At 66.9% G+C, this 13,128-nt stretch carries 17 protein-coding genes; 12 read left to right on the top strand and 5 right to left on the bottom strand.

The genetic code is table 11. The features are described from left to right. From ACFPOB_RS06785 to dprA, 4 genes are read left to right on the top strand one after another with little or no spacing between them, the layout of a single operon-like run. Nucleotides 1-243 (top strand): hypothetical protein, encoded by a 243-nt coding sequence (locus ACFPOB_RS06785; RefSeq protein ID WP_091829279.1) that lies wholly within the window; start codon nucleotides 1-3, stop codon nucleotides 241-243. After that, nucleotides 236-1,540: a dihydroorotase gene (gene pyrC / locus ACFPOB_RS06780; RefSeq protein ID WP_377796939.1), complete on the top strand. Its 1,305-nt coding sequence runs from the start codon at nucleotides 236-238 to the stop codon at nucleotides 1,538-1,540. Before ACFPOB_RS06785 ends, pyrC begins: the two co-directional genes overlap by 8 nt. 29 nt (nucleotides 1,541-1,569) lie before the next feature. Next, a complete protein-coding gene (plsY, locus tag ACFPOB_RS06775) occupies nucleotides 1,570-2,193 on the top strand; it encodes a glycerol-3-phosphate 1-O-acyltransferase PlsY (RefSeq protein ID WP_377796937.1) in 624 nt (207 codons plus the stop codon). Further along, nucleotides 2,194-3,402, top strand: a complete 1,209-nt coding sequence (gene dprA / locus ACFPOB_RS06770) for a DNA-processing protein DprA (RefSeq protein ID WP_377796935.1) — start codon at nucleotides 2,194-2,196, stop codon at nucleotides 3,400-3,402. 17 nt (nucleotides 3,403-3,419) lie between these two features. Here dprA and ACFPOB_RS06765 read toward each other — a convergent pair whose 3' ends face one another. Together ACFPOB_RS06765 and ACFPOB_RS06760 are read right to left on the bottom strand one after the other, a co-directional pair. Continuing rightward, entirely contained in the window at nucleotides 3,420-3,707 is a 288-nt protein-coding gene (locus ACFPOB_RS06765) for a hypothetical protein (RefSeq protein WP_377796934.1), read from the bottom strand. A gap of 73 nt (nucleotides 3,708-3,780) precedes the next feature. Continuing rightward, on the bottom strand, nucleotides 3,781-4,152 hold the full coding sequence (locus ACFPOB_RS06760; protein ID WP_377796933.1) for a hypothetical protein: 372 nt from the start codon (nucleotides 4,150-4,152) through the stop codon (nucleotides 3,781-3,783). A gap of 188 nt (nucleotides 4,153-4,340) precedes the next feature. Here ACFPOB_RS06760 and ACFPOB_RS06755 point away from each other — a divergent pair, with 188 nt between their 5' ends. Together ACFPOB_RS06755 and ACFPOB_RS06750 are read left to right on the top strand one after the other, a co-directional pair. Continuing rightward, a complete protein-coding gene (locus tag ACFPOB_RS06755; protein ID WP_092153777.1) occupies nucleotides 4,341-4,760 on the top strand; it encodes a hypothetical protein in 420 nt (139 codons plus the stop codon). A gap of 159 nt (nucleotides 4,761-4,919) precedes the next feature. Next, nucleotides 4,920-5,249 (top strand): hypothetical protein, encoded by a 330-nt coding sequence (locus tag ACFPOB_RS06750; RefSeq protein WP_377796932.1) that lies wholly within the window; start codon nucleotides 4,920-4,922, stop codon nucleotides 5,247-5,249. On the opposite strand, the gene ruvX is transcribed toward ACFPOB_RS06750, so the two are convergent. The 3 genes from ruvX to ACFPOB_RS06735 form a co-directional block, all read right to left on the bottom strand. Further along, a complete protein-coding gene (ruvX, locus tag ACFPOB_RS06745; protein ID WP_377796931.1) occupies nucleotides 5,246-5,746 on the bottom strand; it encodes a Holliday junction resolvase RuvX in 501 nt (166 codons plus the stop codon). The genes ACFPOB_RS06750 and ruvX overlap by 4 nt on opposite strands. A gap of 50 nt (nucleotides 5,747-5,796) precedes the next feature. Next, nucleotides 5,797-6,801 carry a tripartite tricarboxylate transporter substrate-binding protein gene (locus tag ACFPOB_RS06740; protein ID WP_377796929.1) on the bottom strand — a complete coding sequence of 335 codons (1,005 nt, stop codon included), beginning with the start codon at nucleotides 6,799-6,801 and terminating at the stop codon, nucleotides 5,797-5,799. Between the two features lie 179 nt (nucleotides 6,802-6,980). Next, complete coding sequence (locus tag ACFPOB_RS06735; RefSeq protein ID WP_377796927.1) at nucleotides 6,981-7,739, bottom strand: GntR family transcriptional regulator; 759 nt, start codon at nucleotides 7,737-7,739, stop codon at nucleotides 6,981-6,983. A gap of 105 nt (nucleotides 7,740-7,844) precedes the next feature. Between ACFPOB_RS06735 and ACFPOB_RS06730 the strand changes: the two genes are divergently transcribed. The 6 genes from ACFPOB_RS06730 to ACFPOB_RS06705 all read left to right on the top strand — a co-directional run bounded on the left by ACFPOB_RS06730 (nucleotide 7,845) and on the right by ACFPOB_RS06705 (nucleotide 13,075). Beyond that, complete coding sequence (locus ACFPOB_RS06730; protein ID WP_377796925.1) at nucleotides 7,845-8,132, top strand: UxaA family hydrolase; 288 nt, start codon at nucleotides 7,845-7,847, stop codon at nucleotides 8,130-8,132. Nucleotides 8,133-8,334: 202 nt separating this feature from the next. After that, the gene (locus ACFPOB_RS06725) at nucleotides 8,335-9,486 is read left to right on the top strand and encodes a UxaA family hydrolase (protein WP_377797342.1); all 1,152 of its coding nucleotides are present in this window, start codon (nucleotides 8,335-8,337) and stop codon (nucleotides 9,484-9,486) included. Between the two features lie 35 nt (nucleotides 9,487-9,521). Beyond that, nucleotides 9,522-10,109: a GNAT family N-acetyltransferase gene (locus ACFPOB_RS06720; protein ID WP_377796924.1), complete on the top strand. Its 588-nt coding sequence runs from the start codon at nucleotides 9,522-9,524 to the stop codon at nucleotides 10,107-10,109. Continuing rightward, on the top strand, nucleotides 10,106-11,158 hold the full coding sequence (locus tag ACFPOB_RS06715; protein WP_377796922.1) for a YeiH family protein: 1,053 nt from the start codon (nucleotides 10,106-10,108) through the stop codon (nucleotides 11,156-11,158). The genes ACFPOB_RS06720 and ACFPOB_RS06715 overlap by 4 nt, the downstream gene beginning before the upstream one ends. A gap of 25 nt (nucleotides 11,159-11,183) precedes the next feature. Next, entirely contained in the window at nucleotides 11,184-12,113 is a 930-nt protein-coding gene (locus ACFPOB_RS06710) for a hydroxyacid dehydrogenase (protein ID WP_377796921.1), read from the top strand. After that, the gene (locus tag ACFPOB_RS06705; RefSeq protein ID WP_377796919.1) at nucleotides 12,110-13,075 is read left to right on the top strand and encodes an Ldh family oxidoreductase; all 966 of its coding nucleotides are present in this window, start codon (nucleotides 12,110-12,112) and stop codon (nucleotides 13,073-13,075) included. Before ACFPOB_RS06710 ends, ACFPOB_RS06705 begins: the two co-directional genes overlap by 4 nt. The last annotated feature ends 53 nt before the right edge of the window (nucleotides 13,076-13,128 follow it).

Genomic DNA, 13,128 nt, shown 5'->3' with positions numbered 1-13,128 from the left:
ATGGAGCTCTTCCTCGCCTGGCTGCTGCGACAGATGCGCCGGGCTCGGATCGTCTTCGTCGGACTCTATCTCGTGGTCGTGGCCGGCTTCGTCTATGCCGAGCCGCGCTCCGCCTGGACCTGGCTGATCGTGCTGCTCGGCGCGCTTCTGTGCATCGGCATCTGGGGGCTGGTCGGGTTCTGGCATTATGTCTTCACGCAGCGCCGCGAGCGCGAGAACGGGATCGAGCGTAGCGATGGCTGAGAGCAGCGATCTTGCGATCATCGGCGCGCAACTGGTCGACCCGGCCTCCGGCCGCGAGGGCCTCGGCAGCGTCCTGATCCGCGACGGTGTGATCGCCGATGTCCATTGGGGTGGCGATCGTCCGGACCTGCCGGCCGGCATCGCAGTGGAGGAGGGCCGCGGCCTCGTGCTCGCGCCCGGCCTCGTCGATCTGCGCGCCTTTCTCGGCGAGCCCGGCGCCGAATTCCGCGAGACGCTCGGAACCGGCTCGCAGGCCGCCGCCGCCGGCGGCGTCACCACCGTGATCTGCCGTCCCGACACCGACCCGCCGATCGACGATCCCTCGGTCATCGACTTCATCAAGCGCCGCGCCCGCGACAAGGCGATCGTCAATGTGCTGCCGGCGGCGGCGCTGACCAAGGGCCTGGCCGGCAAGGAGATCACCGAGTTCGGCCTGCTGCTCGAAGCGGGGGCGGTCGCGTTCAGCGATGGCGCCAATGGCGTGCGCAACCCGCAGGTGATGCGCCGCGCCATGATCTATGCCCGCGATTTCGACGCGCTGCTGATCAACCATGTCGAGGATCCCGATCTGCGCGGCGTCGGCGTGATGAACGAGGGCGAGTTCGCCAGCCGCAAGGGCCTACCGGGCATCCCGCACGAGGCCGAGACGGTGATGCTGGAGCGCGACCTGCGCCTCGCCCGCGCCAGCGGTGCCCGCTACCACGCCGCCATGATCTCCTGCTCGGATTCGCTTGCTTTGATCCGCCGGGCCAAGGAGGACGGGCTGAACGTCACTTGCGGCGTCTCGATCAACAATCTCTGCCTGAACGAGAACGATGTCGGCGAGTACCGCACCTTTTGCAAGGTCTCGCCGCCGCTGCGGCACGAGGACGAGCGGCTGGCGATGATCGCGGCCGTGGCCGAGGGCCTGATCGACGTCATCGTCTCCGACCACGATCCGCAGGATGTCGAGACCAAGCGCCAGCCCTTCGCCGAAGCCGCCAATGGCGCGCTCGGCATCGAGACGCTGCTGCCAGCGGCGCTGCGGCTCTATCATGGCGAGCAGATCGGCCTTGCTTCGCTGTTCGCCGCCCTGTCTAGCCGGCCGGCCGAACTGCTGGCGCTGGGTTGTGGCCGGCTGGCGCCAGGCGCACCGGCCGATCTCGCTTTGATCGACATCGACGCGCCTTTCGTCGTCGACAAGCGCAAGCTCAAATCCCGTGCCAAGAACTCGCCCTTCGACGAGGCGCGGCTGCAAGGGATCGTCCAGGCGACCTTCGTCGGTGGCCGGGTGGTCTATCGCGGCGAACCCGCGTAAGTTCAACCAAGACGGGCAGGGGAGATTGCATGGCTGAGGCGTTCGCTTGGGCGTTTTCGGGGCCTATGGGCCTCGCCGCGCTCGTCCTCGGCTATCTCTTCGGCTCGATCCCGTTCGGCATCATCCTGACCCGGCTTGCCGGCGGCCCGGACCTGCGCACCATCGGCTCTGGCAATATCGGCGCGACCAATGTCTTGCGCACCGGCAATAAGAAACTGGCGGCGCTGACGCTGCTCGGGGACATGCTGAAGGGTACGGCGGCGGTCCTACTCGCCGGCTGGCTGCTCGGCGGCAAGGCGGCTGCGCTCGCCGCCGGCCTCGGCGCCTTCCTCGGCCATCTCTTCCCGGTTTGGCTCCGCTTCAAGGGCGGGAAAGGCGTCGCGACCTTCCTCGGCATCCTGATCGGGCTGAAATGGTCGATCGCGCTGATTTTCGCCGCGGTCTGGCTCAGCATCGCCTATCTGAGCAAGTACTCCTCGCTCTCGGCCCTGATCGCCAGCCTGCTGACGCCGCTGCTGCTCTGGTTCTGGGTGCGGGATGTCCAGATGGCCGGGCTGATGGCGATCCTCGCGCTGCTGCTCTGGTTCATGCATCGCGAGAACATCACGAGGCTGCTCTCGGGCCGCGAGGGCAAGATCGGACAGAAAGGCTGAATGGCGATGGCCGGTTTCGCTCTCGACGACCGGCAACGCCTCGATTGGCTCCGCCTGATCCGCAGCGAGAGCATCGGCCCGCGCACCTTTCGCACTTTGGTCAATCGCTTCGGCGGGGCAGCAGGCGCGCTCGACGCCTTGCCGGAGCTCGGCCGGCAGGCCGGACGGACGCTCAGGCTCTGCACCATCGCCGAAGCCGAGCGCGAGTTCGAGGCCCTGCGCCGGCGCGGCGCCCATCTGATCGCGCTCGGCGAAGCCGCTTATCCCGTGCCATTGCAAGCGATCGATTCGGCGCCGCCGCTGATCGCGATCGAGGGCGAGCCGGCGGTACTGAGTCGCCCCTGCGTCGCACTGGTCGGCTCGCGCAACGCCTCTGCCGCCGGGCTGAAATTCACCGCGACGCTGGCGCGGGAACTGGGCGAGGCCGGCTTCGTCGTCGTGTCGGGTCTTGCCCGAGGGATCGACACCTCGGCCCATCAGGCGAGCCTGGAGAGCGGCACGATCGCGGTACTCGCAGGCGGGCTCGACCAGGTTTATCCGCCGCAGAACATTTCCTTGCTCGATCGCATCCGCCCGCGTGGCGCGGCGCTGAGCGAGATGCCGCTCGGCTGGGTGCCGCGCGGGCGCGATTTCCCGAGGCGCAATCGCCTCGTCTCGGGGCTGGCTTTAGGGACGGTGGTCGTCGAGGCGGCGCGCAAATCCGGCTCGCTGATCACCGCGCGCTTTGCCAATGAGCAGGGCCGTCAGGTCTTCGCCGTGCCGGGTTCGCCGCTCGATCCACGGGCCGAGGGCGGCAACCACCTGATTCGCGAAGGCGCGATCCTCTGCGCAGAGACGGCCCATGTCGTCGACGTGCTGGCGCCGATGCTACGGCAGGGCGATCTATTCGGTCCTGTGCCTTTCCTTGCGCGCGAAGGGGGAGAGCCGCCTGCGCGTCAAGAGGCGCTCTGGGATGAACTCGACTTGCCGGAGGTGCTGCCGGCGCCGAAGCTCGAGCTCGAAAGCGAGTTTCCGCGGCGGCAGGACGTCGTTGCGGATGTCCCGCATCGACTCCTGCTCGATTTGATCGGCTCAGCTCCGATCGCGATGGATGATCTTGTTCGCGCCAGCGGCCGGCCTGCGCGCGAGGTCAGCCGCATCCTGCTCGAACTGGAGCTGGAGGGCGTTGTGCAGCGTCATGCCGGTGGTGCGCTCTCACGGTCGGGATGAGTAATCGCGGCCGACGATCAATCGACCATTTCGCCCCAGCGGTCGCGCTCTCGCTCGGCCTCCGCGGATGCGATTTCGAGGAGGGTGACGAGCAGGTCGAGATCGGCGGCGCGCGCCTGCGTGCCGAGCTCGGCGAGCATCGTCGTCGCCTTGACGGCAAGATCGCGCTGGAGCTCCCGTTGGCGGGCTCGTTTCTCGACGAGGAACTGCAGTGCCAGAGTTTCGGCTGCGCCGTGGACAAGCGGGGTTCGACAGGTCGCAAAAGTGCTGGGGGCGTAGGCGTCGGACGTCGGAGAAGCCGGCATGGGGCACTCCCTTTAGGTTGCTATCAAGCAATAATGCAACCTATAATTTAACATTCGGCAAAGGACATGCGAGCTAAGCTCCCCTGTTGGTATCGGTCACCTCACCCAGCTGAACAAGGCAGGTTCGGCGATTGATCGCAGCCTCCATCCGCGTCATGTCGACGAAGTAAGCGAGGCTGCTGAGTTGCGCCGCCCGTGCCATTGCGCCCAGCTCCACGCTGATGTCCTCGATATATGTAGCAACCTCAAGTTGCATTCGCGCCATCGCGTCCATGCTATGCGGGCCCGGTGAAACCCGCAGGCTCCGGCCGAGATCGGGCACTCGGGGCAAGCGATTGTCGTTCGGATAGATTTTATCCTCCTTGAGTCGCCGTGATGCTGCTTTTCTCATTTCGCCTGCCCTCGCGGTAGCGTCAGCCCGGGGGAACGAACCGGTTTTCGACAAGGCCTATTCTTGCTACTCGTCTTCGAATAATGCAATCACTGCGTGTATAAAATTTTCTTGCGGGGAACGTCTCCGCGATCGGCGCGTTTTTCCCGCGTCGCAATTTGGCCGCGATTGGTTCAGGCCCGGTTCAACCGAGGCGCGTTAAATCGAGCGGCAAGGCGAAATTTCGCCGAAAGGAGAATGCCATGTCAGTTTTCGGAAAGAGTCGCTTCCTGGTGACGCTCGCCGTCACCGGCAGTGTTCTGGCGGCGGGCCTGAGCCCCGTCATCGCCGGCGAGACTCGCCCGGTCGGCTTCGACAAGAGCCGTCTCGACGCGGCGCAGGTCGATTATTCGCAATACTATCGTCGCGGCTGGCGCGGGGGTAACCGGGGCGCTGCCATCGCGGCCGGCGTCGGTCTTGGTATCCTCGGCGCTGCTGCCATCGCGGCGAGCAGGCCCGCCTATGCCGAACCGGTTTATGGCTATGACAACGGCTATGGCTACGGGCCGCGCTATGTCTATGAAGAACCGGTCTATGTCGCGCCGCGCCGCTACTACGGCCCGCGCCATTACGGCTACTATCCGGACAACATCCGGGATCCGGCTGGCGGCAGCTATCGCTGAGTCCCGCCCGGACAATAGCCTTAATGAATTCCGAACGCCTGACGCCTAGGCTGCGAAGGGTCACTTCCGTCCATCGACGGTGGTGGCCCTTTTCGCCGCGCGCGGGAACAATCGGCTCCGAACCCGGAGCCGTCGCCTTGTCGACCTTGGAGAAAGACGATGAGACCTTCGCTCAAGATGCTGCTGTCCGGCTGCGGTGCGGTCGCCCTGGCGGTGCTCTGCTCCGGTACGGCAATGGCCCAGTACTACAATGACGGCTACGGCCGCCGTTACGAACGCCCTGGCCATGATCGCGGTTATGATCGTGGCTACGACCGGGGCTACGATCGGCGACGTTACGACGACCGGCGTTATGGCGGCGACTATCGGCGTGGGCCCGATCCTCGCAATCCGCTCGCCGGGATGAGCATCGAAGATCAGAAGCGGGCGATCAAGAACCATCGCCGGGCGCAGAAGAAGGCGTTCAAGAACGGCTACATCATGCCCTAGCCTTGGTCGTCCTCCGGCTCGCCCGCCTCCGATTCGAGGCGGCCGAGCCGGTCGAGCGCGCCCTGCAGGATATAGGCTGCCGCCATCTTGTCGACGACGGCAGCCCGCCGGGCGCGCGAGGCGTCGGCATCGAGCAAGGTGCGGGTGACGGCGAGCGTCGACATCCGCTCGTCCCAGAACACGATCGGCAGCGCCGTGAGCGGCGCGAGATTGCGCACGAAGGCGCGGGTCGACTGCACCCGCGGCCCCTCCGTCCCGTCCATGTTGAGCGGCAGGCCGATCACGAGCCCGGCGATCGCATGGGTCTGTGCCACCTTGAGCAGCGCGGCTGCATCCTGCTTGAATTTCACGCGTTGGATCGTTTCCAGGGGCGTCGCGATCCGGCGCTCGACATCGGACAGAGCGAGCCCGATCGTCTTGGTGCCGAGGTCCAGCCCGAGCAGGCGTGCGTGCTCGGGCAGAGCGACGAAATGATCCAGGGCGACGAGATTGCTCATCTGCCGCCGGTAGCATGGGCCGCCCGCATAGGCGAGCGGCTCAGCCAACTCTAATTGGCGTTCTGTGGCGTCAGCCCGGCGGCTTTCAGCGCCGCTCCCCATTTGGCGACCTCGGCGGCGAAGCGCTTGCCATGGGCTTCCCGCGTCCATTCCGCCGTCGGGAAGGCGCTGGTGCCGACCGCCTTGAAGCGCTCGAGCACGGCCGGGTCCTTCAGCGCCGCCTGCAAGGCGCCGTTCAGCTTGTCGAGTGCGGCTGCCGGCGTGCCCTTGGGGGCGTAGAGCCCGTGCCAGATCGTCATGTCGATCTCGGTGCCGGCCTCGCGCGATGTCGGCACGTTCGGCAGCACGCCGAGGCGCTCCGGCGAGGTCACGGCATAGGCGCGGATCTTGTCGGACTGGATTTGCGGCACTGCCGTGGTCGACTGGTCGCAGAGCACGTCGACCTGGCCGCCGACAAGGTCGTTCATCGCCGGCCCCGTGCCGCGATAGGCGACCTGGGCGAGCTTGACGCCGAGCGCCTGCGAGATCAGCACGGCGCACAGATGTGCGTTGGAGCCGACACCGGCATGGGCGACGGTGAGCTTCTCGGCCTGCTGCTTGGCGTAGGGGAAGAAGGCCTTGCCGTCGACCGGCGGCAAAGCGAGCTTGCCGGCGATCACCATCGGGCCGGTATTGACCAGGCCGACCGGCGCGAAAGCGGTCGAGGTGTCGTAGCCGAGATTGCTGTAGAGCGCTGGTGCCGCGGCGAGCGCGAGATGGTGGATCAGCACAGTGTGGCCGTCCGCCTCTGCTGAGACCAGGCGCTTCGCGCCGGCCGTGCCGCCGGCGCCGGCGATGTTCTCGACGACGACCTGCTGGCCAAGGGTGCGGCCCATATGCTCGCCGAGCAGGCGGGCGATCACATCGCTGGGCCCGCCGGCGGCGAAGGGCACTATCAGCGTGATCGGCTTGCTCGGAAAATTCTGCGCCAGGGCGGGTGTGGCTAGTCCCAGCAGGGCCAGCCCTGTGAGGGCGCCGCGGCGCGTCATGAGGAATCTGCGGAAATGCGCGATCATTCGTTTCCTCCAGTAGGGCGGCCGCTCTGCGTCGGCTTGGTCGAAATCTCGTGGCTCTTCGGTCCTCGAGTTTGGTTCGCTCGATTTCGAGCGGAACTATAGAAATCGATGGCAGCGCATTGATCTTGCGTCGATCGCAATCGATCGACGTTCGGTCATGCGTGAAACGGTGAGCGCGGCTAGCGCAGGTCCGACAGATAGTGAACCTCCTCGGTCAGACACAGGCTGAGCCTGTGCTCGACAGGCGTGCCATCGAGCGACAGGGCGATACGGTCGATCTGCAGGGCCGGTCCGCCAGCCGCGGCTCCGAGCGCGGCAGCGTCCTCGGCCGAGAGCGCCACCGCCTTCAGCCGCTCACGCGCATTGGCGATGGTAATGCCGTAGTGCCCCGCATACAGGCTGTAGAGATTGTTCGGGATCGGCCCGCTCTCCAGCCCCGGGAAGAGGGCTTGCGGCAGGCTGACCGTCTCGACGATCAGTGGCGCACCGTCGAAGGAGCGCTGGCGCCGGATTCGGATGATGGGGGCAGCCTCCTGCAGGTCCAGCGCCGTACGTTCCGTGTCGTCAGCCGGCCCCGTCGTCACCGAGAGCACGACGCTGTCGGGAAAGCGCGGTGCACCCTGGTCCGGCGCCAGCTTGAAGAACTGGAACAGGATGCGGCGCTCGTCATGCTCGGCGACGAAGGTGCCACGGCCCTGGCGCCGCACGACGAGATTCTCGGCCGCGAGCTCGTCGAGCGCCTTGCGCACCGTGCCCTGGCTGACGCCGATCTCGGCGGCGAGTTGGCCCTCACTCGGCAGAACCGCGCCGGGCGCCCAGACACCATCCATCAGCCGGCGCACGAAGATCGCCTTCACCTGGCGATAGAGCGGCCGGAAGCCCAGCGTCTCCGGCGTGTCGGGTTCGCGGGGCCGCCCTGCGATTTCGAGCTTGTGCACACTCATATGTCTTATATAAGACTTGGGCGCAGCCACGTCGAGCCCGATTTCTTGGAAGCGGGTGACGGTGTGAGAGATCACAGGAAACGGTCGGGGATATCAGCCATGAGCAAGCCGCATCTGCTGGTGCACGAGACAAAGGACACGGTCGGCGTCGTTGTCGTCGAGGGGCTGAAGGCCGGGACCGACATGCTCGGTGTCGTCACGCACGACAATTCCGACTTCCGCCTGACGGCCAAGATGGACATCCCGATCGGCCACAAGGTCGCGCTCAAGGACATCAAGAAGGGCGACACGATCTGGAAGTACGGCCAGGACATCGGCAAGGCGATCGCCGATATCGCCAAGGGCGAGCATCTCCACGTCCACAACGTCAAGACCAAGCGCTGGTGAGCGCAGGTCTTCGCCGATCACGTCACGAGGCTCCCGTCAGGTCGAGCCCGCAACCGTCCAGGAAACGCCCATGTCCTCCATCGTCGCCAATTTCGACCTCGTCAAAGGCAAGCTCGCCAAGGTGAAGGGCCGCAAGATCGAGGCGCCCGAGTTCAAGACGCCCTTCGTCAAGCGCCCGACCGGCCGCAGCCTCGATTCCTTCATGGGTTGGCGCCGCGAGAACGGCCGCGTCGGCGTGCGCAACCATGTGCTGCTGCTGCCGCTCGACGACCTCTCCAACGCCGCCTGCGAGGCCGTCGCCAACAATATCAAGGGCACGCTGGCGATCCCGCATGCCTATGGCCGCCTGCAGTTCGGCGAGGACCTGGAGGTCCATTTCCGCACGCTGATCGGCACCGGCTCGAACCCGAACGTCGCGGCGGTGGTCGTCATCGGCATCGAGGATGGCTGGACCAAGCGCGTCGTCGACGGCATCGCCAAGACCGGCAAGCCGGTGGTCGGCTTCGGCATCGAGGGCCATGGCGACATCGCCACCATCGCCAAGGCCTCCTATGTCGCCAAGGAGTTCGTACAATGGGCGACCGAGCTGCAGCGCGTGAAGTGCGGCATCGAGGAGCTCTGGGTCTCGACCAAATGCGGTGAGTCGGACACCACCACCGGCCTGTCCTCCTGCCCAACCGTCGGCAACATGTACGACAAGTGGATCCCGCGCGGCGTCTACGGCGTCTTCGGCGAGACCTCCGAGATCACCGGCGCCGAGCACCTCTGCAAGGCGCGCGCGGCGACGCCGGAGGTCGGCGAGCGCTGGTACAAGATGTGGAAGGCCTATCAGGACGACGTCATCGAGGCCCACAAGACGGACGACCTCTCCGATTCGCAGCCGACCAAGGGCAACATCGCCGGCGGCCTGACCACGATCGAGGAGAAGGCGCTGGGCAACCTCGAGAAGATCGGCCGCGAGTGCAAGTTCATCGACATCCTGGAGCCGGCGCAGGCGCCTTCGAGCGGCCCGGGCCTCTACTACATGGATACCTCCTCGGCCGCGGCCGAATGCGTTACCCTGATGGCTGCCGGCGGCTATGTCGTGCACACCTTCCCGACCGGGCAAGGCAACGTCATCGGCAACCCGATCGTCCCGGTCATCAAGATCACCGGCAATCCGAAGACCATGCGCACCATGCCCGAGCACATCGACGTCGACGTTTCCGGCATCCTGCGGCGCGATCTCACCATCCCGCAGGCCGGCGACGCGCTGATCGAGAACATCGTGCGCACCGCGAATGGCCGCCTCACGGCGGCCGAGGCGCTGGGCCATCGCGAGTTCTCGATGACCAAGCTATACCGCAGCGCCTGAGCACCTGCGTCTCCGGGCGCGACGAGGCGAAAGACGTGTCGGACAGCATCGTTTCATTGCATGAGCCGGGGCGGGCAGTCTTGCCCGCCTATGTCCGTGCCCTGGAGGCGGGCTGGTCGCCGAACACGATGCGCGATGTCGCGCCGGAGCAGCTCGCCGCGATCGCGGCTGATCCGGATGCCTTCCTGTTCGGTCTCAACGGGCGCGGCGGCAAGATTCGCCTGCATGACGGCAGCGAGGTCGATCGCCTGCCGGGCATCATCCGCTGGATCATCGCGGCTCGCGGGCCGGAGAGTCAGTTCGTCGGCAGCATCAACCTGCGCTGGCAGGAGGATGCGTCCGGTAAACCGATCACGGAGCTGCCGCCCCATGTGCTCGGCCATGTCGGCTACACCATCCTGCCGGACCATGCCGGGCGCGGCTATGCCAGCGCCGCGCTGGCGGCCGTGCTGGGCGAGGCCCGCACCATCGGGCTGCCCTTCGTCAGGATCACCTGCGATGCCGATAATGCGGCCTCGCGACGGATCATCGAGAAGAATGGCGGGCGTTTCGTCGAGAGTTTCGTCGCTCCGTTCTACGGACCCGGGGAGCGGCTGATGTACCGGATCGATTTGCAATCATGACCGAAGCAGCCGTCCCGCGCCTGGCGAAAGGCCTCGGCCCGCTCCTGCCGGGCCTCGCGCTCTCGGCGGCGGTAGCGATCGCCTCCGTCCTGGCCGAGCCCGTGTTGAAGCAGCTCGCCGGCGGGCGCGTCGGCATTCCGGCGGTGGTGATCGCGCTGGTGATCGGCGTGGCGCTGCATCCGGTCGCGAACACGCAGCGCTTCCTCCCCGGCATGACCTTCTGCGTCAAGAAACTGCTGCGCTGGGCGATCGCGCTACTCGGCCTCAGGGTCGCGCTCGGCGACATCATCGCGCTCGGCCTGGGCACGGCTGCGCTCGTCATTGTCTCGATGGTTGCGACCGTCGTCGCCGGCTTCGCGTTGGCGCGCCTGCTTGGCCGCGAGCCCGGAGTAGGCGCCCTCGGTGGCGTCGCCACCGCTGTCTGCGGCGCCTCGGCCGCGCTCGCCACCGCGACAGTGGTGCCGGATTATCGCGACAAGGCCGCCGACACCGCCTTCACCGTGATCGCGATGAACGTCCTCTCGACGATCGCGATGCTGGCCTATCCGCTGCTCTGCGTCTGGCTCGGCCTCTCGCAGCAGCAGACCGGCGTGATGCTGGGCGCGACCATCCACGACGTCGCGCAGGTCGTCGGCGCAGGCCAGGCGGTCTCGGACGAGGCGGCGAATGCGGCTGTCATCGTCAAGCTCTTCCGGGTCTTCCTGCTGCTGCCCGCGGTGCTGATCGTCGGCTGGTGGCTGACGCGGCATGGCGAGAGCCATGGCGACGCCAAGGTGCCGGTCCCGGTCTTCGCCTTCGTCTTCCTCGTCATGTGCGTGGTGAATAGCGTGCTGAGCACGCAGTCCGGGCTCGCTGGGGTCTACCTGCCGATCCGCGACATCCTGCTCGAAGTCTCGCGCTGGGGCCTGCTGATCGCCATCGCAGCGCTCGGCCTCGGCACCTCGATCGCGGCGATGGCCCGGCTCGGCTGGCGGCATCTTGCCGTGGTCACGGGCACCAGCCTCGTCATCCTCGTCGTCGCCACGGGCGGGATCATCCTGCTCGGTTGAGCGACCCATCACAGCGGAAACAGCCATGACCGAGATCGTCATCACCGAATTCATGGACGAGGCGGCGGTGGCGACGCTGAAGGCGCGCTACAGTGTGCACCATGACCCCGAGCTCTTCGGCAAGCCGGACGAGCTCGCGACGCTGGTCGCCGACATCCCGGCATTGATCGTGCGCAACCAGACGCAGGTTCGCGGCGCGCTGCTGGCCGGCGCGAAGAACCTCAAGGTCGTCGGCCGGCTCGGCGTCGGGCTCGACAATATCGACATGGAAGCCTGCTCGGCGCGCGGCATCAAGGTTTTCCCGGCGACCGGCGCCAACAGCCTGTCTGTGGTCGAGTACGTGATCGGCACGGCGATGACGCTGCTGCGCGGCGCCTATTTTGCCAATGCCGCCATGCTCGCCGGCGAATTCCCCAAGACCAGGCTGATCGGCCGCGAGATCGCCGGCAAGCGCATGGGCCTCGTCGGTTTCGGCTCGATCGCCCGCGATGCGGCGCGGCATGCCAGGGCGCTCGGCATGACCGTCGCCGCCTATGACCCTTATGTTCCCGCTGGCGATGCCTGGCAGGGCATCGAGCAACTCGAGCTCGACGCTTTGCTGTCGACGTCCGACGTGATCTCGATCCATCTGCCGCTGACGCCTGAGACGCGCGGGCTGATCGGCGAAGCGGCCTTCGCGAAGATGAAGCCCGACGCCATCCTGATCAACGCCGCGCGCGGCGGCATCATGGATGAGGCAGCTCTGGTCGCGGCGCTCAAGGGCGGGCGCCTCGGCGGTGCGGCGCTCGACGTCTTCGAGCAGGAGCCGCTCAAGGCCGATGGCGCGAAACTCTTCGCCGGCACGCCCAATCTGATCCTGACCCCTCACATTGCCGGCAATACGGTGGAATCGAACGGGCGCGTCTCCGGTCTCGTGGCCGAGCGGGTGATGGCGGCTCTGGAGGGCAGGGCGTGACGAAGCTCTCGCTGGAAGCGGCCGAGCAGAAGGTCGCGGAGCTCTTCATCGAGGCCGGCGCCTCGCCAGCCAACGCGGCGTCCGTCGCGCTCGCGCTGGTCATGGCCGAGGCGGATGGGCTCAAGGGCCACGGCCTCTCGCGGGTGCCGACCTATATTTCCATGCTGCGCTCCGGCAAGATCGACGGCCAGGCCGTGCCGATCGCAAAGCAGCCCAAGCCCGGCATATTGGCGATCGACGCCGCCCACGGCTTCGCCTATCCGGCGATCGATCTTGCCGTGATCGAACTGCCCGAAATCGCCCGCAAGCAGGGCATCGCTGCAGCCCCGATCCGGCGCTCGAACCATTGCGGCGCCGCGGGCCTTCATGTCGAGCGGCTGGCCGAGCAGGGCCTCGTCGCACTGCTCTTCGCCAACACGCCCGGCGCGATGGCGCCCTGGGGTGGCGCGAAGCCGGTCTTCGGCACCAACCCGATCGCTTTCGCCGCGCCGCTGGCCGGCCGCGAGCCGCTGGTGATCGACATGGCGCTGTCCAAGGTCGCGCGTGGCCCGATCGTCGCGGCGAAGCAGAAGGGCGAGGCGATCCCCGAAGGCTGGGCGCTCGACGCCGCCGGCAGGCCGACGACCGATCCGGCGGCGGCGATCGCGGGCACTATGGTGCCATTGGGCGACGCCAAGGGCGCGACGCTCGCCATGATGGTCGAGATCCTCGCTGCCGCGCTGGTCGGCACCCATTTCGCCTTCCAGGCCTCGTCCTTCCTCGACGACCAGGGCGGCCCGCCCGACACCGGCCAGCTCATCCTCGCCATCGACCCGGCGAGCATGGGCGGCAACTGGTTCGCCGAGCGGATGAAGCTGCTGACCCATGCGATCGAGGCGCAGCCGGGCACGCGTTTGCCCGGCATGCGGCGCTATGCTTTGCGGGCCAAGGCACGGGCGGAGGGGATCGATGTCGCGCTCTGAAAAAGGCGCGTCATGCTCGGGCTTTGACCCGAGCATCTCTGGCCGGAAGAGGC

It is taken from the genome of Allobosea eneae (genome assembly GCF_042657265.1).
GTDB classification, from domain to species: Bacteria; Pseudomonadota; Alphaproteobacteria; order Rhizobiales; family Beijerinckiaceae; genus Allobosea; species Allobosea eneae.
Note: the sequence above shows the minus strand (reverse complement) of the source record. Positions and strands in the feature narration are given on the sequence as shown.

Coding starts and splice junctions, on each gene's coding strand:
- ACFPOB_RS06765 (WP_377796934.1), bottom strand. CDS start 3,707: ATGCCGGCTTCTCCGACGTCCGACGCCTACGCCCCCAGCACTTTTGCG.
- ACFPOB_RS06710 (WP_377796921.1), top strand. CDS start 11,184: ATGACCGAGATCGTCATCACCGAATTCATGGACGAGGCGGCGGTGGCG.
- dprA (WP_377796935.1), top strand. CDS start 2,194: ATGGCGATGGCCGGTTTCGCTCTCGACGACCGGCAACGCCTCGATTGG.
- plsY (WP_377796937.1), top strand. CDS start 1,570: ATGGCTGAGGCGTTCGCTTGGGCGTTTTCGGGGCCTATGGGCCTCGCC.
- ACFPOB_RS06730 (WP_377796925.1), top strand. CDS start 7,845: ATGAGCAAGCCGCATCTGCTGGTGCACGAGACAAAGGACACGGTCGGC.
- pyrC (WP_377796939.1), top strand. CDS start 236: ATGGCTGAGAGCAGCGATCTTGCGATCATCGGCGCGCAACTGGTCGAC.
- ACFPOB_RS06785 (WP_091829279.1), top strand. CDS start 1: ATGGAGCTCTTCCTCGCCTGGCTGCTGCGACAGATGCGCCGGGCTCGG.
- ACFPOB_RS06715 (WP_377796922.1), top strand. CDS start 10,106: ATGACCGAAGCAGCCGTCCCGCGCCTGGCGAAAGGCCTCGGCCCGCTC.
- ACFPOB_RS06750 (WP_377796932.1), top strand. CDS start 4,920: ATGAGACCTTCGCTCAAGATGCTGCTGTCCGGCTGCGGTGCGGTCGCC.
- ruvX (WP_377796931.1), bottom strand. CDS start 5,746: ATGAGCAATCTCGTCGCCCTGGATCATTTCGTCGCTCTGCCCGAGCAC.
- ACFPOB_RS06755 (WP_092153777.1), top strand. CDS start 4,341: ATGTCAGTTTTCGGAAAGAGTCGCTTCCTGGTGACGCTCGCCGTCACC.
- ACFPOB_RS06740 (WP_377796929.1), bottom strand. CDS start 6,801: ATGATCGCGCATTTCCGCAGATTCCTCATGACGCGCCGCGGCGCCCTC.
- ACFPOB_RS06725 (WP_377797342.1), top strand. CDS start 8,335: ATGGGTTGGCGCCGCGAGAACGGCCGCGTCGGCGTGCGCAACCATGTG.